This is a genomic window from Variovorax sp. GW460-12-1-14-LB1 (assembly GCF_059423605.1).
Genome location: NZ_JBWKYF010000013.1, coordinates 60,994 through 82,488, shown reverse-complemented (window position 1 = coordinate 82,488; position 21,495 = coordinate 60,994). Strand labels below are relative to the sequence as shown.

Genomic DNA, 21,495 nt, shown 5'->3' with positions numbered 1-21,495 from the left:
GTTAAAAGCCGCGGGCTGCGCTGCGCTCAGCCCGCGCGGCTCCAGACCCATTGCACTGGCTGCCCAGCGTTCGAGGGCATCGGCTCACCCTGCGTGACCGCCGCGCTCACGCGCAGGTCGGTCAGGCAGGCCCAGACGCCCGAGCGGGGGCAGGTCTGGCCCGTGTCCGCAAACAGCAGCTCATCGCGGCGCATGCGGTGCCCCTGGACCTGCGCCGAGCCATCGTCCTGCACGGAGAAAGCGACGCGGCCGGACGCGGCACGCTCTTCGAAAATCTCGATGGCGCCTTGCAAGGCGACGAAGAAATCCCAGTCGGACAGATCCTGCTCCGCCGCCGCGGCGGTGAAGTCGGCCTGGTACAGGCGTTGATAGCGCTCGGCGTTGTAGTCCAGCTCGAAGACGACATTGGCTGTCGCGGCGTCCATCAGCCGGAACTGGCTGAAGCCCTGCCGCAAACGCCCATCGCCATACCGCGAAGGCGCGATCTCGCTCCGCAAGACGGGCGGGAGCATGACCACGGAGCCGTCGTCGCGCTTCTGGCAGATCTCGAACACAGCGCCGTCGTCGCTGCGAAAAACGAACTTCTCATCGTCCGTCCAATAGCTGTAGTAGCGCTTGTCGTTCTCGATCGTGTAGCCGCCTTTGACGGGGAGGTCGGCGAGTACCGACGCGCCTGGGGGTTTCTCGGCGTCGTCGACTGGGCGCCAGCGGCCGGTTGTGGGGTCCAGGTCGATGAGGTCGGAGGCGGTGTGATGCAGGTAGAGCCACATGGGACTATTTCTTTGCTCGGTTGACGATCGCGTCGATTTCACGGAGAAGCTTGGCCGCCTTCTCAGGGTCACCGGTTTTCTTCTGGCGATAGAACTCCATGATCAGGTCCCACGGCATGTCGTCGCCCCCTGCATTCTGGGCGCCTTCGATGATCTGGGCGTCGGTCTTGGGATTGCCCTTGCCGACATTCACGCGCTCACGTGTCTTGGGGTGAATGACATAGCCCCGCTTCAGGTCTTCGTACTTCGGCCCCAGCGGATCGCCATACAGCGCCTGGTTGCGCTTGTAGATGACCTCCCGGAGCTCCGGATCGGTCTTGTCCTTGAATTCCTTGCCGAGTGCACGGCGCTCGGCGTTCGCGGCCTTTGCGATCTCTTCTTCGCTCTTGCCTGCGGCGCGCATGCTTTGCACCTTGCCGCCGACGCGACGCTTGACCGCCACCTCATAGTCGAGCCGAAGCAGCGGCTTGGCGCTGTGCGCCAAGGTATTGGCCGTGTCGGTTGCGCCATCCAGCTTCGCGGGCTTGGCCCGCTCCAGCAGCTTGTCGAGCTCGGACTTGAGGAAGCGCATGACTTCGGGGATCTTGGCCTGCCCCATGCCCCGCAGCTTTGCAATCTGCTGCTCGACCAACTCCAGGCGCTTGACGTTGTCGCCCAGCAGCTTCCGGGTCAGCCACCGGTGCCGCACATCGGATATCCCAAGAATGATCTTCTGTGTGATCTCGTCGAACCGCTTGACGGCATTCTTTGCATATTGATCCATCGGCAGGCTCTTGAGCCACTTGACGGGATCTCCCTTGCCAGCGCCACGGATGATCGCAAGGATCGTTTCGAGCGCCTCATCGGCGTACTTGCCACCCTGCTTGAGAAACTTCACCAACGACTTGAAAACGCCCTTCAGCAGGCTCCCCAGAACCGGAATGAGGCCGATGAGCGTGATGGCGAGCGCGATCCATTTCCACTTGTCGCTCGAGTCCTTCGAGAGCTGGTGCAAATTGGCAATCACGTCGCGAATGTCCGCGAGCTGATCGAGGATGGGAATCGCAGTGATGATGCTGCCGACGACTGTTTGCGACAGGCTGGCATCCTCGTTGAAGTCGCCCTGCAGGACGCCCCAGAACCAATCGAGCGCGTCGTTCATTTGTCCTCCGAACCGAAAACCAGCGCGTAGAGCGCCATGGCCTGCTCAGGCGTCACGTCCTTCCCGTAGGCGGGGTTGGACGGAGACTCCTCGACGGGGTCGATTTGCCATTCCCTGGCGTCTTCGCCGATCTCGATGTCTGCGGCACCGGCCGGCACGCCGTCGAAGCGCAGTTGTCCATTCGATCCCAGCTTTCCCCTGCGAACGCTCTTGTCCGAGAACGTCACCTTGACGTCCGCGCCCTGAACCGCATCCGTGTCGTAGTAGCGACGTTCGACTTCGATGAAATGCTTGGGCTCGCTGGTCAACCCCATCGGCAGCCCCATCAGCTCTGCCGGATTCCCTTTCGGCCCCACGAAACTCTTGCTCGTCCCCTTGATGTCCAGCAGCCCTGGCATCTTCAAGGTGATGTTCATCCCATCCAGCTCGATGCTCGTCTGCCCGCCCTTGAGCGTGACCTTCTTCTGCGCCAGCACGTGGATCTCGTCATTGCTGCTGGTGACCGTGAAGCCTTCCTTGGCCAGCCATTCGAGTTCGTCGGTGTGCGCCTGCACGCTCACCGGCCCGTCTTGCGCGATGACCTGGATGCCGCCCTTGTGGCTGTACAGCCCCACGGATTTGGCGGCCGCAAAGCTCACGGTCTTGCCCGCTGCGATGTGGGCCTGCGCCTGCGCAGTCCAATGGATCGCCTCGCCTGCGTACACAGTCGCGCTGGCGGGCGTGGCCATGTTCAGGCTCATGGCCGCATCGAGCACCATGAGCGGCCGGGCGAAGGCGGGCACGGGGTCTTGCCCTTCACGTGAACCTGCGCCCTCTCCACCCTTGGGCTCGCGCGCGTCCTGTCCGTTGACGCTGCCGGGATAGTGCCCGTTCTTCTGGGGATCGATGTCGTCGATCAGCGGCTGCAGCAGCGCCGTGGCGCTCAGCGCCAGCGCCTTGGCGCCGCCGGCCGCATCAGACAGCTTCTGCGCCTCGCGCAGCGCGCCCGCGAGCTGGCCGCGCACGCTGGTGGTGTCCTGCACGCTGCCTGCCGCGCGTTCCTGGGCCAGCGTAGAGATCAACAAACCCTCGCCGGCGCGCGTGGCGACCCAGGCGTCGGAGCGCAGCTCGGCGCCGCTGCCGCGCCAGGCGCCGCGGCTGCTCTCGTCGGGCGACTGGGCGTTGAGGTGGCCCAGATTGAGCTGGCTCGCGGCGTGCGAGCTGGCCAGGCGGGTGCGCACCTGGCCGGGCGCGTCGTCGGCGATCCACTGGTTGTAGCCACTGCCGTCGAGCGCGCGGCTGTGCCAGCCCGAGAGCACGCCCGCATGGTTGGCCGACGAAGCGGTGCCGGCCGACCAGGGCGGCAGGTCCTGTCCGTTGTAGAGCTGCTGGGCCACCACCGGTCGGTCGATGTCGCCTTCGATGAAGGACACGAGCACCTCGGAGCCCACGCGCGGCAGGTGGTGTGCGCCCCAGTTCGGACCGGCAACGGGTGCAGCCACGCGCAGCCAGACGGACTGGCGATTGCTCGCGTGGCGACCGGCGGCGACGAGGCTGCCTTGTCCGCTGCCCGTCGATTGCGGCTGGCCCGCCCGCTGGGCCTGCCAATGGAAGCGCACCTGCACACGATGATCGCGCTGCGTGTGGACAGCGGTCGGTGCCTCGTCGTCATCGCCGCCGACCACCAGCGCGACCATGGCCTCGGGGGCCGTGGGCTTGGGTCGCCACAGCGGCACGACCTGCGCCTCGGCCGGCTGGGCCTCGAAGCTGTTGCGGTAGCTGCCCCTCTCGAGTTCGCCGGCCTCGAGCACCTGCGCTGCCTGTGCGCCGAGGTTGTTGGCCGCTTCGTGGCGCACGCGCAGTGCGAGGAATTTGCGGCCGCCGTAGCGGTCGTGCTGCGTGAGCGTGAAGCGCTCGCCGGCACCGAGCTGTCGCACGCTGCCCGCGGCGCCGTAGCACTTGATGCGCGACTCGAAGGCCACCAGCTGCTGCTCGGCGCGGCGGGCGGCGGTGGCGCTGTCGGCATAGCGCTGCGCGCCGGTGCCGTCGTAGTGCTCCAGCACGGGCACCTCGCCCATGGCCAGCGCGCTCTGCACCGCGCCGGTGGGGGCCTGCAGCACGCTGGCGTCCCAGGCGTTGCGCATGACGGCGTTGGTGGTGACCTGGCGCCGGCTGCTCCAGGCGGTGATGGCGTCGGTCGCTTCGGTGGCGTCGACGCGGTGGAAGCGGATCTGCGACAAGGCGCAGTCGGGCGGGGTTGCCGCGCGGTCGAAGATCACCAGGCGGTGGTGCGAGGGCGTGGTGTTGCCGCTTCCACTGCCCGTCGACTGTTGCTGCTCATGCTCGAAGCGAAAGCTCAGGCCCTCTTCCGCCAGCAGGCGCAGCACGAAGGCCAGGTCCGACTCGCGGTACTGCACGCAGGTGGGCCGCACGGGCATCTCCTGCGTGACTTCGAAGCTGAAGCTGGCGGTCGTGTGGTCGGCGAACACTTCACTGACGATGTCCTGCACGTGCTTGGCGGCGTACACGAAGCTGTCGCGGCGCAGGCCGAGCGCGGCGAGCCAGGGTTGCAGGTGCAGCCGGTAGCGCGCCAGGCCGCCGTCACCGCCCAGCGCATCGACGGCCGTGAGGTAACCGTGCCAGGTGCGAAAGCTGCCGTTGGCCAACAGCAGGCGCAGGCTCAACTCTTCGCCGATCAGCGCGAACGGGTCGAACTCGCTCGAGGTGGCGAGGGTGTCGATGGTGAACTCGAAGAGCTCGTTGAGGCCTTCGGTGCCGGTGAAGCGCTCGACGACGACGGCGTTCTGCGGCGCCGACGTGGGCAGCTGCAGCTTGATGAGCCGCGCCTGCTCCGACAGCCGCGCGACGTTCAGGCCTTCGAGCTTCCATGGCGTCGGCATGAAGCTGCTTGATGTGTCTGATGACATGGATATCCACCTCCCTGGTGTCAGTGCCGGTCGTGCCGGTCTTCGTTCGATGCATGGCCGCGCGCGATCTTCCCGCCCTGTCGGTTCAGGGGCTGGCCGATCGACATCGCGTGGACCGGAAAAATCCTAGTTCGCCAACGTTGCATGTGCGTTTGCTGTGCCACAGCTGAATGTCATGACCGCAGGCGGCGGAAACACGGTGTTCGATCCGAACAGCCAGTAGCGCCTTGCATTGATCGTGACGGTCTGAGTGAACGAGCCTGTCAGCCCCAGGTCGGAAGCGGTCGGGTTCGTCTCGTCGAAGCTCAGGCTTTGCGCAAACAGGAACGGCTCTTTGGGCATGTCGAGGACCACATGGATGGCGGCTGTCGGAATGGTTTCATTTCCAAGACGGATTCCGAACCAGCTGCGCGTCACGAACGTGGCGGACTTTTCCAGCCACGCGTCATGGACCGAGCAATCGCCAAAGGACGGCGCATCGAAACGAAGCTTCGCCAACAGCCTTCCCTGGGCCCGGCTCTCGTCGCTCGATACCGCGGTTGAAGTGTCGGAAGTGCTCGTGTTCACCCGATAGCCGCGGTACGCCACAGCCGATGCGATGAGGACTGCAACAACAACTGCGGCAAGTAGAGCGAATCGCTTCATAGGGCAAAAGAACGGCTGTGCAGCGCACAGGCCACACCGGCCACACCCGCCAGCCGGGCAACCTCTTCCACACTCAACGCCGGCCCGCCAGCCGCAGCAATGACCTGCGGCGGCAACTCGGGCAACTTGCCCGCACCACTGGTGCGCAAGGTCTCGCCCGGTTGGATGGCCGGGCCGCCCTCTTCCATGTAGCGCCGGATGTGTTCCCACAGACGCCAGAGTGCTGCGTCTTCGTACCAGCCGAGGTAGCCGATCAAGGCGATGCCTTCCAGCTTGCGCGGATTCCGGGCCTCGCCCCACAGCAGGCGCAGCACATGGGTGTCGCGGGCCGCCTCGCCGGTGAGTTGCATGATCTTGTAGCTGCGGGCCTGCAAATCGTCCCACGAGGTGGTGATCACTTTGTCGATGCCCACGCGCTCCCAGAAGCGCCAGAAGCGCAAGCGCCCCAGCACGCAAATACTGACCTCGCGGGTCTTGCGGTTGAAGACCACGGGAATGTCGCGAGGGGCTAGGTGGGACATCCTCAGGGCGAAGGAGAAGGGGAAGAAGCCAGTCGCAAGAATGATGCTCCCGCTAACAAGAAAAAAAATACTCCGAGACATCAATCCTTCCCAGAGAAACCAGGCCCCGAATCCCATGAATCCCAAAAAGAAAGCCGCATAGGTATTCCCATTCCCCACTGTCTCCCCGGTTCCAAAGGGCGCGCCAATCTCAATCGCATGCGGATGTACAGCCAACAGCGAATCGCAGGTGCTGGCGCTCTCGTGCACGGGCTGCTTCTTGTCCCCGGGCGCCACACGCGTGATCGTTCCATTGAGCATCGGCCGCAGCACCTCGCCGATCTCGTCAAACTGCGTCTCCGCCCCTTGCCAATCCGGCAGCAGCACGTTGTATTCGGGTAGCTTTTTCATGTCACGCCGTCATCCCGTCACCGTCGGCATCGATTGATTTCTTGACAGCCGCTTGCGCCTGACTGGTGAAGATCGAGTGCACGTCAGCTTGCACCCTAAGCCGCCGCATCGGCCGCACCCGCCAGCCGGGTAACCTCTTCCACACTCAACGCCGGACCACCGGCCGCTGCAATGACCTGCGGCGGCAACTCCGGCAGCTTGCCCGCACCGCTGGTGCGCAAGGTCTCGCCCGGTTGGATGGCCGGGCCGCCCTCTTCCATGTAGCGCCGGATGTGTTCCCACAGACGCCAGAGTGCAGCGTCTTCGTACCAACCGAGATAGCCGATCAAGGCGATGCCTTCCAGCTTGCGCGGGTTCCGGGCCTCGCCCCACAGCAGGCGCAGCACATGGGTGTCGCGGGCCGCCTCGCCGGTGAGTTGCATGACCTTGTAGCTGCGGGCCTGCAAATCGTCCCACGAGGTGGTGATCACTTTGTCGATGCCAACGCGCTCCCAGAAGCGCCAGAAGCGCAAGCGCCCCAGCATGCAGATGCTGACTTCTCGGGTCTTGCGATTGAAGACGATGGGGATATCTCGGGGAGCAAGGTGAGACATGCGAAGGGCAAAAGAAAACGCATAAAAACCAAGCAAGAACATTGCCGCGCTCAGCGCCCAGCCCAAGACATCAGCACCTCTTGGTGTCATCCATCCCCCCAAACCCATAAGTCCCACCGAAAAGAGAATGTATGTATTTCCCGTCCCGATCACCTCTCCCGTACCCATGGGCGCACCGATCTGAATCGCATCCGGATGCACTGCCAGCAACGAATCGCAGGTGCTCGCACTCTCGTGCACCGGCTTCCGCTTATCGTCAGGCGCCACGCGCGTGATCGTTCCATTGAGCATCGGACGCAGCGCTTCGTCGATCTCGTCAAACTGCGTCTCCGGCCCTTGCCAATCCGGCAGCAGCACGTTGTATTCAGGTAGTTTCTTCATGTCAGTCAGTCATCGTCTGATCCACCACATAGTCTCCGCTGGTGGCGTCGACCAGCACCTGGACCTGGACCTGGGCTCGCGGGTAGAGCAACCCATCGGTGTCGATGGTGATGCGGGTGAAGTCGCCCTCATCACTGCGTTGCGGACGCTCCAGGCCCTTCAAGCTCAGCGCTGGCGCAGGCGGCACGCTGCGACCCAGCATGTAGACCAAAGTCGAGATGCCGTCGCGGCCGCCCAGCGTGATGCCGATGGTCCATTCAAGGCTGTCGCGCAATGCCTTGGGCATCCACAGCTTCAGTTCGACGGTCTTGTACAGACCGCTGTGACCTTCGAACGGGTCTTTCATGAACAGCGCTCCCAGCCCGCCATTGGCACGCGACATACCGGCCCCGGTCGTGGCCATGGTGTTCATGCCGTACTCGAACTCGACGCGGATGCCCATGAGCAGCTTGTTGAGTTCCTGCTGCTCAACTTCCAGGCTGCCCCATTTGGTATCGGCTCGGCCCCAAATGGTTTTAGCAGCCCATTCTTCAGTGGGCGTGTCTTGTAGCAGCATGGCGATGTAGCCGACACCGATGGCCAGGCCGATCAGAATCAGGCCCCAGCCGGTCCACGACAGGCCCAGCAGGCCGGCGCTGACCACCGAGCCGCTGATCTGCCCAGCAGCCATCAGCCCTGCGACCCCGGCGAGTCCGAAAAGAGCTGCGGAGACTCTGTATGCATTTGCGGCATCCTTGTCCGCCACCTCCGACCTTCGCACTGAATTAACCGCAGCCAAACCCGCATCGACAAACAATCCCATTGCCGACAACCTGCTCGCCATCAGCTTCAGCATGTTCGCCTTCGAAGCCCATGCACCGTTCGCCTTGGCAATCTGCTCGGCAACTTCAAGGCTCGCGCCCGTGATGCCCAGGCCCGAGCCGGCCAGCCCAAACCACGCAGCTGTGCGCTGGTCTTGCGTGCCGTTCTCCAGCATCTTGATGGACTTGGCAATCGAGAACCCATGCAACACCGCGCCGGCTGCCGAGAAGGACGCTGCGCCGCCGCTCATGACGGCTGCCGAGCCCTTGGCAAAACCGGAGAGCTGTGCGGCGGTCCAGCCGGCCGCACGGGTGGCCGCTTGCGTTGCCGGCCCGGTGGCGCTGCCGATCGCCCGCCCCGCCGCAGTGGCGACGTTGCCGGCAGAGCGGCCCGCCTGAGCTGCAGCGTTGGCGGCGGAGCGCCCTGCGACGGTGGCCTTTTTGGTGAGGTCGTCTGCAGATTCAGCCGTGAAGATCCACACATCGATCAGCGTGTTGAGACCGCGCGAATGCCCCGCCAGTGCCAAGCTCAGACCACCCGCCAGCGCCACGTTCTTGAGCTTGCCTGTGGCGGCGGTACCGGCCTTGTTGGCCGCGCCCGTTACGGCGCCCGCGCCCTGCGCCGCGCGGCGACCCAACTCGCCGCGCAGGCTCTCCCAGTACTTCACAGCCTCCGACAGGGTCATCTTGACCGTTTGCGCCATCGCGCCTGAAGGCCCTGCCGTGCCGGCGGTAATGCATTGCATGACGGCCGTGAGGAATTGCCGTGTCTTGACCGATGCCGGGTCCGTGCCTGTCGTGGCCATGCTGATCCCGCCCACGATGGTGATGAGCGGATGCGCCAGACCCGAGGCGGCGTTTTTCAGCAACGGCAAGCTGCTGACGACCTTGTCGTAGAACGGATACTTGGCAAGGAGGACCTGGCTGGCCAAGGGAGTTCCCTTGCCCGCGCTTGCATCTTTCAGAGCCTGTGCCGTTTCCTCGAACAACTTGAAGATGTTCTTGGTTTCCTTGTGGATCTTGGTGGGCTTGAATGCGTCGAAGAATGCCACCTGATTCCCAAGCAGCGCCCGAGTGAGCAGCGCCTGGCTGTCATGTGGGTTGTCAGAAGCAAAGGGCTTGTACCACTCGAGTCCCGTGGTGCTCATGTGCCCTCCCAACGTGATCTGTGCGACAGCATTGGCGTAGTGCAGGCCGTCGATGCGTTCGTTGAGGCCAAAGTCATGCTCGGTCACGAGCTTGCGCGCTGCCGAATTGAGCCACGCCCCGTGATCGGGCTCGATCTTCGAAAGAAGATTCTTGTCGGCCTTTGAAAGCCTGTCGAATTGCTCCAGAAAACTCCGGAAGGTGTACCTGCCACTCGATCCGAGCTTCTCAAGAACGTCATCCTTGAGGCCCGCGGTGTCGTGGTCGATCTCCCCCTCGTTGGGAAGCTCGATTTTTCCATTGATCGGGTCGGGGTAGGCGTCTACCCTCGACATCGGCCTTGCCTTGCGATTGCCTACCCAACGAGCTTCCGGCGGCAAGCTGCCGGCTGCTTTCTGCTTGCGGAAATCCTCGCTCGTGATGGCCTTGCCATTCAGGTGCCCCATGCCTGCGATGCGTCTCTTGGTCGCATCGCCTTGTGCATCGATTTCTTTCAGCAAGCCCTCGATGGTCAACGCCGTTTGAAGTCGCCACTGCCCCTGCTTTTTACCTTCCGAATCCTTGTACTCGTTCAGCCACCGGGCTGCGCTGTTGCACTTGACCAGACGCATGTAGGCCGACTCGGAGGTCACCCCAACGGCATCGGGAACGCTGACCATGTGCACATGGTCCATGGTGTATTGCCCCTGTGAAGCCCTCACCAGACGCTCGGCTGCTTGAAAAACGTCCAGTGCGATTTCCGGCCGCACGCCGGCTTTGCCCGCCGCCCCCTTCTGCATGTTCAACGGGGGGAACGGCGTACCCAGCAAATCGTTGGGCTGCAGCTTCTCGTCGTAGTCCGCGACAAGCGTCAGGATGGCGCCCGTGGTCAGTGGCATCGACCGCTTGGCCGTTCCCTTCGAAGCCTCGATGAGAGTCATGCGTCTTTTCCGCAAGTCCTCTTTGGACGCGTACAGGTCTCGCACAGGCTGGGACCAGGGATGGTCGCTGTAGCCCACCCACACGGAACCCGCGAGCTTGGCCTCTGGAATCACGAGCAGCATCGCATTGGCATACGCTTCGGAGCGCTGGCACACAAAGCCACCTTCGCTGCTGGCACTGTTCGTGTAGGACACGGCCTGCAGCGGGAAAGGACTGAGATACCCACCATCGCTGACACGAAAAATCTGCCAGCCTTTGTCGGCCTTCAATTGCGGCGTATGGGGCTTCTCATAGAAAACGACAACGAATCCCGCACGCAGCGTACGCATTGCGTAGCGGCTGTAGCTCAACGCCGCCTCCGCGGTGTGCCTGTCGAGCAGCGGCCGCGCCGCTTCCTGTTTGGGCTGCGCGTAACTACTTTCCGCGAGGCCGGGCCGTACGAGCAACACCGGCAATCCGGCTTTGGCGCACGCCGGGCAGCCGCCGGCAGTGCATCCGGGCGTGCCGGCAGCCGCCTTTTGCGCGCCCGCCGAATAGCTGGGGGCAGGTGTATCAGCCAAGTCGTTCTCCCTGTGTGGCCGGTTGAAGCTGCGACAGTCCGGCGTGGCGCTCCAACTCGGTCCGAATGGTGTTCCATCCCTCGGGGTCAGGCACGCCTTCGAGCGCCTGCGCCAGCGTGGCGTCACCGCGCAAGGCGCGAGCGATCAACGAGTGCACGGTCGGATGGGTGGTCAATTGCGGGTGGACCTGCAGGATGTAAGCCCCCAGCAAGACCCGGTCTTGCCGGTTCGACAATCCCGCGGAGATGGTCGCGGCAGTCGCCTCGGAGGCCTTCTGCAAGTAATCGGAGGGCAAGACGCCTGCGAACCGCTGCCACCCGCGCAGCAAATCCTGAACCGCTTCGTTGCGGGTTGCATGGGCCCACTGCTCGGCACTGAAGCCCACGCCCTCCTGCTTGGCATCGGAGGGGGCCTCGTAGCGCACAAGTTCGCCGCATCGGTCCAGGCTGTACCAGCAATGCACGGGCCCCAAAAGACCCGCTTGCTGGTCCGGTGTCAGTACAGGCCACATCCACTCGATGACCCGCCGATCGGCCCAGCGTATGAACTTGGGGTTGGTCTCACCGGCGAAGCTGCCCTGCATGCACCGGGCGAAATGTCGAGCCAATGCGTCTGCCGGTGCGTCAGCCAACAACCAGCCGCCCAAGACGAACCCTTGTTCGCCCTCCGCATCCGGGTCTGCCTGCTCGCTCAACGCCAAGGCCAGGCTCGCCTTCAGCAGATGCGTGTCGTGCGGATGCAGGCGAATCAATCGAGGGCGCTGTTCGGGCTTCAACAACGGGTGACGAACAGGAACGGTCCAGGTTTCGCGCGGCTCCGCCTGCAACAGGTCCTCGGAGAAGGGCTCGCGCAACATGGGGTCGACCAGCAGGTAGGCGGACAAGGCATCGTCCGCCTGCAGCGCCTCCCCCAATTGCCGAACAAGGTTTTCGAACATCTGTCCCTGGCCTCAGAGGGTGACGGCGCCGCTGGCTGCGGCATCGTTTTGCTTGGGGCATGGCTGTGCTTCCGCCTTGCCCACGCTGTTGCTCGCACTGTCCCCCATCGGCCCCACAAAGTTATGCATCCCCCTGAACGTCACCTTCCCCGGCGCATGGATCTTGATGCTCGATCCTTCCAGCCTGATGTACGCCCCCGCACTCGTCAGCAGCACGTGCTTGGGCGCCTCCACGGCCACGTCCTTCGCCGTGCTGGCGATCGTCACCTTCTTGTCCGCCGCGATCTTCGTGGCGCCGGTCTGGCTCTGCAGGCTCACCTTGCCGCTGGCCGCGTGCAGCGCGATGCCACGCTCCTGGTTCGGCTCGCCGCCTTCACCGGCCTTCGCGCCCACCGTGTACAGGCTCACGCCGCTGGCCACGCTCAGGGCGATCTGCCCTTGCGCGGGCAGGTCAACATCCTGGCTCGCGACGATCGCGGTGTGCTGCCCGCTCACGGCGATCACTTCCTTCGGCGTGACGAAGCCGATGCCCATCGGCGCGCTGAACTGCAGATGAGGCTCGCTGTACGCGGTGACGCTGCCGTGGCCGCCTTCGGTGGCCTTGATGTCGCCGCCGCCTGAACCAGCGTTGCTGCCCGATGCCGCAGCACCACCCTCCTGCTTCGCCTCCAGCACCTCGGCCACATGCTTCAGCGCGGCGATCGCCGGCAGCTCGGCCGGAGCACCTTCACCCTTGATCTGCGCCTTCTGCGTCTGCGCACTCTGGGCGAGTGAAGTGGCGAGCTCTTCCGCCTGTTTCGTCTGCTGCTGCGCTTCGCGACTCGCCATGAACGCGCCCTTGGCGTTCGGCTGCGCATACGCGCTCACGAGCAGGCCCGCGCCGGCGCGGATGGCGCCTTGCGCGGTGGTGGCCAGTTCGGCGCCGTGGCCGCGGCCCTTGCCGCGGGCGTTGTCGTCCTGCTGCTTGTGGTGGCCCAGGTGCAGGCGGCTGCTGGCCTGGGTGGTGGCAAGGCTGGTGCTGCCCTGGCCGGGGGTGTCATCGAAGACGAGCTGGTTGTAACCCCCGTCGCCGCTCTGGCTGGCGCTCAGTTCCTGAGTCTTGATGCCGCTGAAGACGGCGTTGTGCGCGTGCTCCTTGGCGCCCTTGCCTTCGCCGGCGAACCACGCGGGCGCGTTGCCGGTGGACTGGGCGGCGCCCGCAGGTTTCTGGTTGTGCTGGGCGTCGACCTGGCCGGCGCCGTTGTACAGCGCGGCGACGACCACGGGGCGGTCGATGTCGCCGTGGTGGAATTCCACCAGCACTTCCTGGCCCACGCGCGGCAGGCTCATCTGGCCCCAGTTGTCGCCGGCGGCGCTGGCGGCCACGCGCACCCACGCGCCCAGGCGGTCGGCGGCGGGCGCGTTGTCCTGGCCGTCGGTGCGCGACTGGCGCGCGCTCGACGCACTGCCGCGCTGCCAGTGGAACTGCACCTTGATGCGGTGGTCGCGGTCGGTGTGCACCGGCGCATCGGCACCGCCCACGCCGATGACGATGGCGCTCTGGCTGCCGTGCACGCTGGGCTTGGGATGGATGCGCTGGCCGTGGCCGTCCAGGCTCAGCGGCCGGTAGGGGATGGCCGCGCGCACGGTGGTGAATTCGTTGCGGTAGTGGGTGACGGCGTCTGCGGTCGTATCGCCGTTGCCGCTGTCGAACACGGTCGCGATGTCCGGCAGGCCCAGTCGCTCGCAGATGCCGGTCTTCAGGTCTTCATCGAAGTTGTTGCGTGCGATGTGGCGCACGGCAAGCACGGCGAAGCGGCGGTCCTGCTCGCTGTCCTTGTCGTGCTGCTCGTGTCCGCTCAGGGTGAAGGTGGTGGCCGGGGCCAGGGTGCGCACGGCGCTGCGGCCTTCGAAGCGCTTGTTGCGCAGCTCCAGCGCCTGCAGAGCGTTGGCGAGCAGGCGCTCGCCTTGCGCGGAGGTCTCCCAGCCGTAGGCGCCGGGGTCGTCGCTCCAGTGCAGGGTGCGCTGGCCCGCGGCGCGGCTTTGCTGTTGCACGGGGCGTGCGTTCACGCTCTTGTAGTCCCAGCTCTGCTGCGCGAGGCTGTTGGTCTGCAGCTGGCGATGGCCGCGCCACTGCTGGATGGTGTCTTCGCGCTCGCTGGCATCGGCGCGGTGGAAACGAATGGTGGCTTGCGCGTTGGCGCGGAAGGCGCCGTTGTGGTCGGCGATGACGAGGGTGTGACTGCCCAGCGCACCGTCCTTGCCCGTGGCGTGTTCGAACCAGTAGCACAGGCCCTCTTCAACGAGCAGGCGCGCGACGAAGTCGAAGTCGCTTTCCTGGTACTGGGTGGTGATGCCGCGCACGGGGTAGATGTCGCGCTGCGCGATCTCCCAGCGCCAATGCGGCGCGAGCTGGCCCTGGCTCTGGTAACGCCCGAACACGGCGTCGACGATGTCGAACACGTTCTGGTGCTGGAACAGGCAGCTGTCCTGGCGGTACCTCAGGAAGGCGATCCACGGCTCGATGACGAGCCGGTAGCGCGCCATGCCGCCGTTGCTCGACACGCACTCGGCCTCGCTCACATGGCCGTGGAAGGGGCGCAGCTCCGTGCGGCTTTGCGCGGTCTGCAGGTCCAGGCGCACGCCCTGGCCGATGAGGGTCTTGAGTTCGATGTGCGCGTCGTCGCTCAGCGCGGTGAGTTCGAAGCGAAAGCCGCCGCCGTCGATGCACTCCACGCCCTCCAGGCGCTCGGCCAGCAACTTGTTCTCGCCCAGCGGCGTGTGCAGCACCAGCAGGCGATCGCGCTGCGTGGTGCCCGCGCGCATGAGCCCGCCGAGCGAGGCCGATGTGAAGGTCGTCGTCATTGTTCTGGTTCTCCCGTGGGCACGCGCGGCTGCTGCGCCTAGGTGATCCGGTAGCGGAACTCGCCGCCCTTGCCGCAGCTGGCCTTGATCTTGGCCAGCGGCGTCTCGTCGGCCATGCGCGTGAGCACGGCCTCGGCGATCTCGGGCAGCAGGGTGCCGTTGAGGATGTGGTCGACGTTGCGCGCGCCCGAGTCGACCTCGGTGCAGCGTGCGAGCACGGCCTCGACCAGCGCGTCGTCCCACTCGAACACGGCCTTGTGGTTGGTCGCGATGCGGTCGCGGATGCGCCCGAGCTTGAGCGCAATGATCTGCTCGAGCACCGCGTCGGTGATCGGATAGAACGGCGCCACCTTCATGCGGCCGAGAAAGGCCGGCTTGAAGGCCTTCATGAGCACGGGGCGCAGCGCCTCGGCCAGCGCGTCGGGCGCGGGGCGCTCCTCGTCGGCCTTGTTCAGGCACGCCTGCATGATCTGCGACGAACCGATGTTCGAGGTGAGGATGATCAGCGTGTTGCGGAAGTCGATCTCGCGGCCCTCGGCGTCGTCCATCATGCCCTTGTCGAACACCTGGAAGAACATCTCGAGCACGTCGGGGTGGGCCTTCTCGACCTCGTCGAGCAGCACCACGCTGTAGGGCTGGCGGCGCACGGCCTCGGTGAGCACGCCGCCTTCGCCATAGCCCACGTAGCCGGGCGGCGAACCCTTGAGGCCCGAGACACTGTGCGCCTCCTGGTACTCGCTCATGTTGATGGTGATGAGCTTCTTCTCGCCGCCGTACAGGATGTCGGCCAGCGCGAGCGCGGTCTCGGTCTTGCCGACGCCCGAGGGGCCGACGAACATGAACACGCCGCGCGGCTTGTTGGGGTCTTCCAGGCGCGCGCTCGCGGTGCGCACGCGCTGGGCCACGGCGGCGAGTGCGTGGTCCTGGCCGATGACGCGTTCGGCCAGCAGCGTATCGAGGGCACGCACGGTCTTGATCTCGTCCTTGACCATGCGCCCCAGCGGTACGCCGGTCCAGGCCGAGACGATCTCGGCGACGACATGGCCATCGACTTGCAGCGGCACCATCGGCGTGGTGCCTTGCAGTGCGCGCAGTTCGGCCAGCAGGGCATCGAGTTCGTCGCGCGCGGGGTCTGCGGCGGTTGCGGCCTTCTTGCGGCTCGCGGCGCGGGCCGGTGCTTTCTCCGCCACGGCGGGTGCGGCCTCGGGCTGCGCGGCCGACTCGTCGCGTTGCGCACGCAGCGCGCGGATGCGTTCGACCAGCGCGTTCTCTTCGGCCAGGCGCTGCTGGCTCGCGGCCAGCTCGGCCTGCAGCGCGCTCTTCTTTTCCGCCAGTTCGGCCAGGCGCGCTTCATGGCGCCCGCCGGCCGCGGTGTCGCGCACCAGCGCGGCGCTCTCGGCCTCGATGCGTTCGAGGCCGCGGTTCGCTTCCTCGATCAGCGCCGGCGTTGCGCTCTGGCCCAGCGCGACTTTCGCGCAGGCCGTGTCGAGCACGCTCACCGCCTTGTCGGGCAGTTGCCGTCCGCTGATGTAGCGGTGCGACAGGCGCACGGCCTCGGTGATGGCTTCGTCGAGCACGCGGATGTTGAAGTGCTTCTCCATCAGCGGCACCATGCCGCGCAGCATGGCGGCGGCGAGCGTCTCGCTGGGCTCCTCGACCTTCACGACCTGGAAGCGCCGCGCGAGCGCCGCGTCCTTCTCGAAGTATTTCTTGTACTCGCCCCAGGTGGTGGCGGCGATGGTGCGCAGCTCGCCGCGCGCCAGCGCGGGCTTGAGCAGGTTGGCCGCATCGCTCTGTCCGGCCTGGCCGCCCGCGCCGATCATGGTGTGGGCCTCGTCGATGAAGAGCACGATCGGGTGCGGGCTCTTCTTGACTTCGGCGATCACGTTCTTCAGGCGGTTCTCGAACTCGCCCTTCACGCTCGCGCCGGCCTGCAGCAGGCCCATGTCCAGCGTGTGCAGCGCCACGGCGCGCAGCGACTCGGGCACATCCTGCGCCGCGATGCGCAGTGCCAGCCCTTCGACCACGGCCGTCTTGCCGACGCCGGCCTCGCCCGTGAGGATGGGGTTGTTCTGGCGACGGCGCATCAGGATGTCGATGACCTGGCGGATCTCGGTGTCGCGGCCGATCACCGGGTCGAGCGCGCCGTCCTTCGCACGCTGCGTGAGGTTGGTGGTGAACTGGTCGAGCGCGGGCGTTTTGCCGGGCACGCCCGCGGCCAACGGGTCGGCCGGCGCTTGCTGCGCGTCGCCTTCGGCGGCCGCGCCCGAGGCGCCGGCTTCCGCCGCTTCGCTCGACCCGTCGGTGAGCTTGTCGAAGTCGTGCTTCAGGTCTTCGAGGCGGATCTTCGCGAACAGCGGCGAGCCGCGCTGCGCGAGCTGTGCGAGGTCGGGCTGTGTCAGCAACGCGAGCAGCAGGTGGCCCGAGCGGATCTGCGCCGCGTGCGCGTCGAGCGAGGCCAGCAGCCAGGCCTGCTGGAACAGCTGCTGCAGGTGCTGCGAGAACACCGGTGTGCGCGTGTTGCCGTTCTTGAAGGTCTGGATCTCGCGCTCCAGGTCCGACTGGATCGCGGTGGCGCTGATGCGGTTGGCGTGCAGCACGCGCGCAAGGTCGTTGTCGGTCTGCTCGAGCAGCGCCAGGAACAGGTGCTCCAGGTCGACCTCGTAGTGGCCGTGGCCCAGGCACAGGTTGGCGGCGCGCTGCGTGGCCATGCGGGCGCTGGCGTTGAGCTTGGTGATCAGTGTCTTCAGCGAGGTGCTCATGAACGGTGGTTTTCTTCTGTCGGTCGTGTTCGTTGAAAGGTCACTGCAGCGGCTGAAGCTCGTACTGCGTGTCGCTGCGGTCGCCCTCGGCCTCGCGGGTGGTGATGAAGCTGTCCCAGCCGAGGTGGCTGCCGCCGCTGTCGCTGAGCTGCACGGCGGCCACTTCCTCGCGCGCCAGGATCAGGCGCACTTCGTATTCGCAGGTCACGCCGGCCAGCAGCGCCAGCATTTTTTCGAGCGCCTTCGCATGCGCGCGGCCCGGAAAGAACTCGCGCAGCGCGCTGCGCTTGAGCGGGCCGATCCACAGGCGGATGCGCAGGTCGCGCTGCCAGATGCGCTCGCCCGCCATCGCGTTCTGGCCCAGGCTCACGTTGCCCTCGCCCAGCCTGGAGCGCTGCTGCACGGGCATGTCGTACCACTTGCCCAGGAACTGCTCGATGCGGATGTGGCTGCGGAAGTAATCGGACAGCACGCGCTGCAGGTACGCCGCCGACATCGGCCGGTGGCGCACCGCGGCGGCGTAGCCGGCCACGGTCTCGTCGAACACGGTGCCCGTGCCGTCGGTCAGCGGGTCGCGCTGGGCCGTGTGCTCCAGCCCGGCCATCGACAGCAGCACCGGCAGGTAGGCGCGGCTGCGCTCGTGCTCGTAGTGCAGCGGCAGGCGGTACTTGCGCCAGGCCGCATAGAAGAGCGCGGCGGCGCGGTTGCTGAACACGTCCAGAAAGGCGCGCGCCGAGCTGTCGCGCAGATGCTGCTCGCGGCGCATCAGCATCTCGGTGTAGACGATGGGCAAGGCACCCGACACGCCCAGCATGCCGAAAGACGCGGGCGTGAGCTCGATGCGGCCCAGGCCGTGCTCGTCCTCATGCGGCAGTGGCGGCTCGCACAGCTGCGCGCCCGACATCAGCTCGCCCACGGCGTCGCGCACCGCCAGCGCCTCGATCTCGCTGGGCGGGAAGTTCAGGCTCGTGGAGCTGCGAAAGCGCACCCAGCGCGGCACCATGCGCTCGCCGGGCACCAGGCGCTGGTGCACGTCGCGCTCCTGCCGCTTGAGCAGCATGAGCTCGATCAACCGCACCGCCTGGAAAAACTCGAAGCGGTAGGGTTCGCGCAGCAGCCTTTCGGCTACAGGAGGATCGATTCGCCGCTGCGGGGCTTGCATCGCACCAGCTCCTCCTTGTCGCGCGCCGAAACGATCACCAGCTGGGTGAAGCTGTTCAGGTGCACATAGAGACCGAAGAAATGGTCCATCACGCGGGCAAAGGCCTGCAGGCTGCTGCCCACGAAGCCGGTCTCGTCGACCGTGAGCTTGAGCTCGATGCCGCGCACGAAAGTCGCGAAGGGCTTGCCGGGCAGCCACTGGGTGGTGGCCTGCTGCTCGATCGCGGTGATGGCCTCGATCTGCCGCGCCGACACGGCCGAGCGGCCCAGGTCGTACAGCCGCAGCATTTCCTTCAACGCCGGCAGCCCGCTGGTGGCCAGCGACAAATGGTTGAGCGACAGGTGCGACACCAGCCGCCACTGCACGCCCTTGCCGCGCGGCATGCGCAGCGTCTGCGTCGGGCGGCGCAGCATGCGGATCGAGCGCGCCACCGAGTTGCCCTCGATGAACAGGTCGCCGCCGGGCAGGCCGAAGGCCAGCGAATGCGGCAGGTCGCGGTTGGTGCAGGTGAGGTCGATGCTCAGCGTTTCGGTCTGCGGCAGCGAGGGCTGGAAGTCGATGTCGACGATCGAAAGCTCGGTCTCGTAGCCCGGGCTGCGCTGCGCCACGAGCTCGTTGCGCCGCGCGAACCAGTAGTGCTCGGCCTCCTTCGGATGCTCGCCGTGGTGCAGCGAGTAGAAGGGCCGGAACTCGATGTAGGCGTCGCCCTCGGCGGTCTGCTTCACGAGCTTGACCGAGTCGATGCTGTAGACCTCGAAGCCGAAGGCGCGGCGCGCATCGGCCACCACCGGGTAGGCGGCGGCGGCGTGCGTGACGCGGATCGGGTCGCTGCGCTGCTTGAAGAGGTTGATGACGGGCGTGCAGCCCAGGCGCAGGTTGCGGCTGGACACGCCCTCGAGCAGCCGCGCCGTGGGCGAATCGGCGCGCACGCCGGTCATCACGAGGTGCAGCGTGATCGAGCGGCACGAGCCGATGTGGCGCAGCGCGTTCGTCAGGTCGATGTCGACGAAGTTGAACTTCTCGGGGAACGCGAAGTACTCGCTGAGCAGGCGGTAGGCCGGGTGCGAGCGCGCCGGCAGTTCGATGAGCGCGTCGGCCTCCTCGAAGCCGACCGGGTGCAGCGCCTCGCCCTGCACCAGCGTCCACTTGCCGCTGCGCTCGGGCTCCACGAAGACGGCGGCCGTCTTCAAAAAGATGGCGTCGGCCAGCGCCGTGGCCAGCGAGGGCTCGGCGTCGATGAAGGTGCGCAGCCGCGCCAGCGTGAGCGCCAGGGTGCCGAGCGACTTCTGCTCGCCGGTGGCCTCGAGCGTGACCGACAGGCAGCCCGTGGCGTTGCGCGGCAGCGAGGCCTGCGCGGGCGCATTGACCACCGAGTGGTAGACCACGTTCGACACCTGCACCGCCGCCAGCGTGACGTCGTACACGCTGCGAAAGCGGCAGGCGCCGCCGCGCACCGGCTGCGAGGTCAGCTCGGTGCCGCGCGCGATGGTGACGGGCTTGCTGAGCTTGGCGAGCGCCGCGCCGCCGGCGTCGAACTGCGCGATGGAGCACGACGGAAAGGGCCGCAGGTAGTGCGGGTACATCACCTCGAGCAGCGCTTCGGTGAGCTCGGGGTAGTCGTCGTCGAGCTTCTTGCTGATGCGGGCCGTGAGCAGCGCGAACGACTGGATCATGCGTTCGACGTGCGGGTCTTCGCTGGCGTCCGCCGAGATGGCCAGGCGCGCGGCGATCTTCGGGTAGCCCTTGGCGAACTCCTGCGAGTAGCCGCGCAGGAAGGCCAGCTCGCGTTCGTAGAAGGGCAGCAACTCGTCCATGGTGGGCGTCGGGGTCCGGCGTGGCGCTAGGCGTACCGGCTCTTGCCGGTGCCGCGGGTGATGGAGTACTGCAGCGTCGTGGGCTGCAGCATGGCGTCGAAGTTCACCGGCTCGGCCAGCTCCGGCAGCACGAGCAGGGCGGTGATTCCAAAATAGAGCATGTGGGTGCTGGCCTGGCCGTCGACCTCGAGCGACACCGAGACATCGCACAGGCGCGACTCGTGGCGCGCGATGGCCTGCTCCAGCGAGCGGCAGATGAACGAACGGTCGTAGTGGCTGGCCAGGCTCAGGCCCGAGAAATCGCTCAGGCCGTAGGTCATGACGGAACGCCGGCACTCGGGGTAGGCCTGGAGCTTGGCGTCGTCGAAGACCATGCGCGTGTTGAGCAGGGATTCGAGATCGCGTGCGACCACGTTCTTGACCTCGTCAAGCGACAAATGCCGCAGCACCGGCGAAGCCGGCCCGCGCCAGTCGTCATCGAACAGCTTGTCGAGCAGGCCCGGTTCGAATCCTGTCATGGGTCACTCCCTGTCTCTCGCGTCGGACAACGGGCACGGCGCCGCGCGAGGGGCGCGGCGCCAAAAAGAAACCGCGGCCTGCGCCGCGGTCGTCATTGCCCGACTGGCGTCAGACCGAGTAGGTCTTGTCGTTCTTCGTGAGGCTCCAGGCGCCTTGCGAGTTGCCGCCCTGGTTGCCGCCGATCTTCTGCTGCGTGTACTTCCACTGCACGGCGGCGTACTTCAGCGAGAAGGTCTCGCTCGGCACGCTGGCCACGTCGGTGCTCACGACCTTCGGGTTCACGCTGGCGATCAGCACGTACTTGAGCTTGATCTCCATGTACTGCACGCGCTTGCCTTCGCCGTCGGCACGGTAGAACTGCACCGTGACTTCGTCGAAGGTGGTGCCGCCCGACGCGTGCTGGTACAGCAGCGGGCTGACGACGTCCATGTCCTTCGTGAAGATCATCTCGCCGTGCTCGCAGCGCTCGGCGGTGTGGCCGCCGGCGGTCGACGCGGTGGCCGAGCGCGGTTGCACGATGCTGTGCTGCCACGAGCTGACTTCGATCCAGTCCTTGTGGTCCTTGTCCTGCGACTCGCCGTTGATGGCCGGGCTGCCGAACTTGACGTAGATATCTTTCATGTTTCTTCCCCTTCTTGATTGATTGATTACTGACAGTTAACGTGTTGCAGCACGGCCCCTCG

Annotated in this window: 14 protein-coding genes; all 14 read right to left on the bottom strand. The window is 66.0% G+C overall.

Annotated elements, in window-relative coordinates:
* Nucleotides 1–26: 26 nt before the first annotated feature.
* The 14 genes from AC07Y4_RS09475 to AC07Y4_RS09410 all read right to left on the bottom strand — a co-directional run bounded on the left by AC07Y4_RS09475 (nucleotide 27) and on the right by AC07Y4_RS09410 (nucleotide 21,433).
* Nucleotides 27–770 carry a hypothetical protein gene (locus tag AC07Y4_RS09475; RefSeq protein WP_487847562.1) on the bottom strand — a complete coding sequence of 248 codons (744 nt, stop codon included), beginning with the start codon at nucleotides 768–770 and terminating at the stop codon, nucleotides 27–29.
* 4 nt (nucleotides 771–774) lie between these two features.
* The gene (locus tag AC07Y4_RS09470) at nucleotides 775–1,911 is read right to left on the bottom strand and encodes a hypothetical protein (protein WP_099793822.1); all 1,137 of its coding nucleotides are present in this window, start codon (nucleotides 1,909–1,911) and stop codon (nucleotides 775–777) included.
* Nucleotides 1,908–4,790 carry a type VI secretion system Vgr family protein gene (locus AC07Y4_RS09465; protein WP_487847563.1) on the bottom strand — a complete coding sequence of 961 codons (2,883 nt, stop codon included), beginning with the start codon at nucleotides 4,788–4,790 and terminating at the stop codon, nucleotides 1,908–1,910. The genes AC07Y4_RS09470 and AC07Y4_RS09465 overlap by 4 nt, the downstream gene beginning before the upstream one ends.
* 153 nt (nucleotides 4,791–4,943) lie before the next feature.
* Nucleotides 4,944–5,462 (bottom strand): hypothetical protein, encoded by a 519-nt coding sequence (locus AC07Y4_RS09460; protein WP_487847564.1) that lies wholly within the window; start codon nucleotides 5,460–5,462, stop codon nucleotides 4,944–4,946.
* The gene (locus AC07Y4_RS09455) at nucleotides 5,459–6,373 is read right to left on the bottom strand and encodes a DUF6708 domain-containing protein (protein WP_487847565.1); all 915 of its coding nucleotides are present in this window, start codon (nucleotides 6,371–6,373) and stop codon (nucleotides 5,459–5,461) included. The genes AC07Y4_RS09460 and AC07Y4_RS09455 overlap by 4 nt, the downstream gene beginning before the upstream one ends.
* Nucleotides 6,374–6,468: 95 nt before the next feature.
* Entirely contained in the window at nucleotides 6,469–7,347 is an 879-nt protein-coding gene (locus AC07Y4_RS09450; RefSeq protein WP_447748052.1) for a DUF6708 domain-containing protein, read from the bottom strand.
* Nucleotide 7,348: 1 nt separating this feature from the next.
* Complete coding sequence (locus AC07Y4_RS09445) at nucleotides 7,349–10,774, bottom strand: T6SS effector BTH_I2691 family protein (protein ID WP_487847566.1); 3,426 nt, start codon at nucleotides 10,772–10,774, stop codon at nucleotides 7,349–7,351.
* Nucleotides 10,767–11,711: a DUF4123 domain-containing protein gene (locus AC07Y4_RS09440; protein ID WP_369630572.1), complete on the bottom strand. Its 945-nt coding sequence runs from the start codon at nucleotides 11,709–11,711 to the stop codon at nucleotides 10,767–10,769. Before AC07Y4_RS09440 ends, AC07Y4_RS09445 begins: the two co-directional genes overlap by 8 nt.
* A 12-nt stretch (nucleotides 11,712–11,723) precedes the next feature.
* A complete protein-coding gene (locus AC07Y4_RS09435; RefSeq protein ID WP_487847567.1) occupies nucleotides 11,724–14,555 on the bottom strand; it encodes a type VI secretion system Vgr family protein in 2,832 nt (943 codons plus the stop codon).
* Nucleotides 14,556–14,593: 38 nt separating this feature from the next.
* Nucleotides 14,594–17,317: a type VI secretion system ATPase TssH gene (gene tssH, locus AC07Y4_RS09430; RefSeq protein WP_487847568.1), complete on the bottom strand. Its 2,724-nt coding sequence runs from the start codon at nucleotides 17,315–17,317 to the stop codon at nucleotides 14,594–14,596.
* 40 nt (nucleotides 17,318–17,357) lie between these two features.
* Nucleotides 17,358–18,479 (bottom strand): type VI secretion system baseplate subunit TssG, encoded by a 1,122-nt coding sequence (tssG, locus tag AC07Y4_RS09425; protein ID WP_062474776.1) that lies wholly within the window; start codon nucleotides 18,477–18,479, stop codon nucleotides 17,358–17,360.
* On the bottom strand, nucleotides 18,443–20,293 hold the full coding sequence (gene tssF / locus AC07Y4_RS09420) for a type VI secretion system baseplate subunit TssF (RefSeq protein ID WP_487847569.1): 1,851 nt from the start codon (nucleotides 20,291–20,293) through the stop codon (nucleotides 18,443–18,445). The genes tssG and tssF overlap by 37 nt, the downstream gene beginning before the upstream one ends.
* A gap of 26 nt (nucleotides 20,294–20,319) precedes the next feature.
* Nucleotides 20,320–20,811, bottom strand: coding sequence for a type VI secretion system baseplate subunit TssE (gene tssE, locus AC07Y4_RS09415; protein ID WP_495274427.1), 492 nt, complete (start codon nucleotides 20,809–20,811; stop codon nucleotides 20,320–20,322).
* 109 nt (nucleotides 20,812–20,920) lie between these two features.
* Complete coding sequence (locus AC07Y4_RS09410) at nucleotides 20,921–21,433, bottom strand: Hcp family type VI secretion system effector (RefSeq protein WP_062474768.1); 513 nt, start codon at nucleotides 21,431–21,433, stop codon at nucleotides 20,921–20,923.
* Between the last annotated feature and the right edge of the window lie 62 nt (nucleotides 21,434–21,495).

Excerpts from the sequence above, each read along its gene's own strand:
- AC07Y4_RS09475 (WP_487847562.1), bottom strand. The coding sequence starts at position 770 with ATGTGGCTCTACCTGCATCACACCGCCTCCGACCTCATCGACCTGGAC.
- AC07Y4_RS09470 (WP_099793822.1), bottom strand. The coding sequence starts at position 1,911 with ATGAACGACGCGCTCGATTGGTTCTGGGGCGTCCTGCAGGGCGACTTC.
- AC07Y4_RS09465 (WP_487847563.1), bottom strand. The coding sequence starts at position 4,790 with ATGCCGACGCCATGGAAGCTCGAAGGCCTGAACGTCGCGCGGCTGTCG.
- AC07Y4_RS09460 (WP_487847564.1), bottom strand. The coding sequence starts at position 5,462 with ATGAAGCGATTCGCTCTACTTGCCGCAGTTGTTGTTGCAGTCCTCATC.
- AC07Y4_RS09455 (WP_487847565.1), bottom strand. The coding sequence starts at position 6,373 with ATGAAAAAGCTACCCGAATACAACGTGCTGCTGCCGGATTGGCAAGGG.
- AC07Y4_RS09450 (WP_447748052.1), bottom strand. The coding sequence starts at position 7,347 with ATGAAGAAACTACCTGAATACAACGTGCTGCTGCCGGATTGGCAAGGG.
- AC07Y4_RS09440 (WP_369630572.1), bottom strand. The coding sequence starts at position 11,711 with ATGTTCGAAAACCTTGTTCGGCAATTGGGGGAGGCGCTGCAGGCGGAC.
- AC07Y4_RS09435 (WP_487847567.1), bottom strand. The coding sequence starts at position 14,555 with ATGACGACGACCTTCACATCGGCCTCGCTCGGCGGGCTCATGCGCGCG.
- tssH (WP_487847568.1), bottom strand. The coding sequence starts at position 17,317 with ATGAGCACCTCGCTGAAGACACTGATCACCAAGCTCAACGCCAGCGCC.
- tssG (WP_062474776.1), bottom strand. The coding sequence starts at position 18,479 with ATGCAAGCCCCGCAGCGGCGAATCGATCCTCCTGTAGCCGAAAGGCTG.
- tssF (WP_487847569.1), bottom strand. The coding sequence starts at position 20,293 with ATGGACGAGTTGCTGCCCTTCTACGAACGCGAGCTGGCCTTCCTGCGC.
- tssE (WP_495274427.1), bottom strand. The coding sequence starts at position 20,811 with ATGACAGGATTCGAACCGGGCCTGCTCGACAAGCTGTTCGATGACGAC.
- AC07Y4_RS09410 (WP_062474768.1), bottom strand. The coding sequence starts at position 21,433 with ATGAAAGATATCTACGTCAAGTTCGGCAGCCCGGCCATCAACGGCGAG.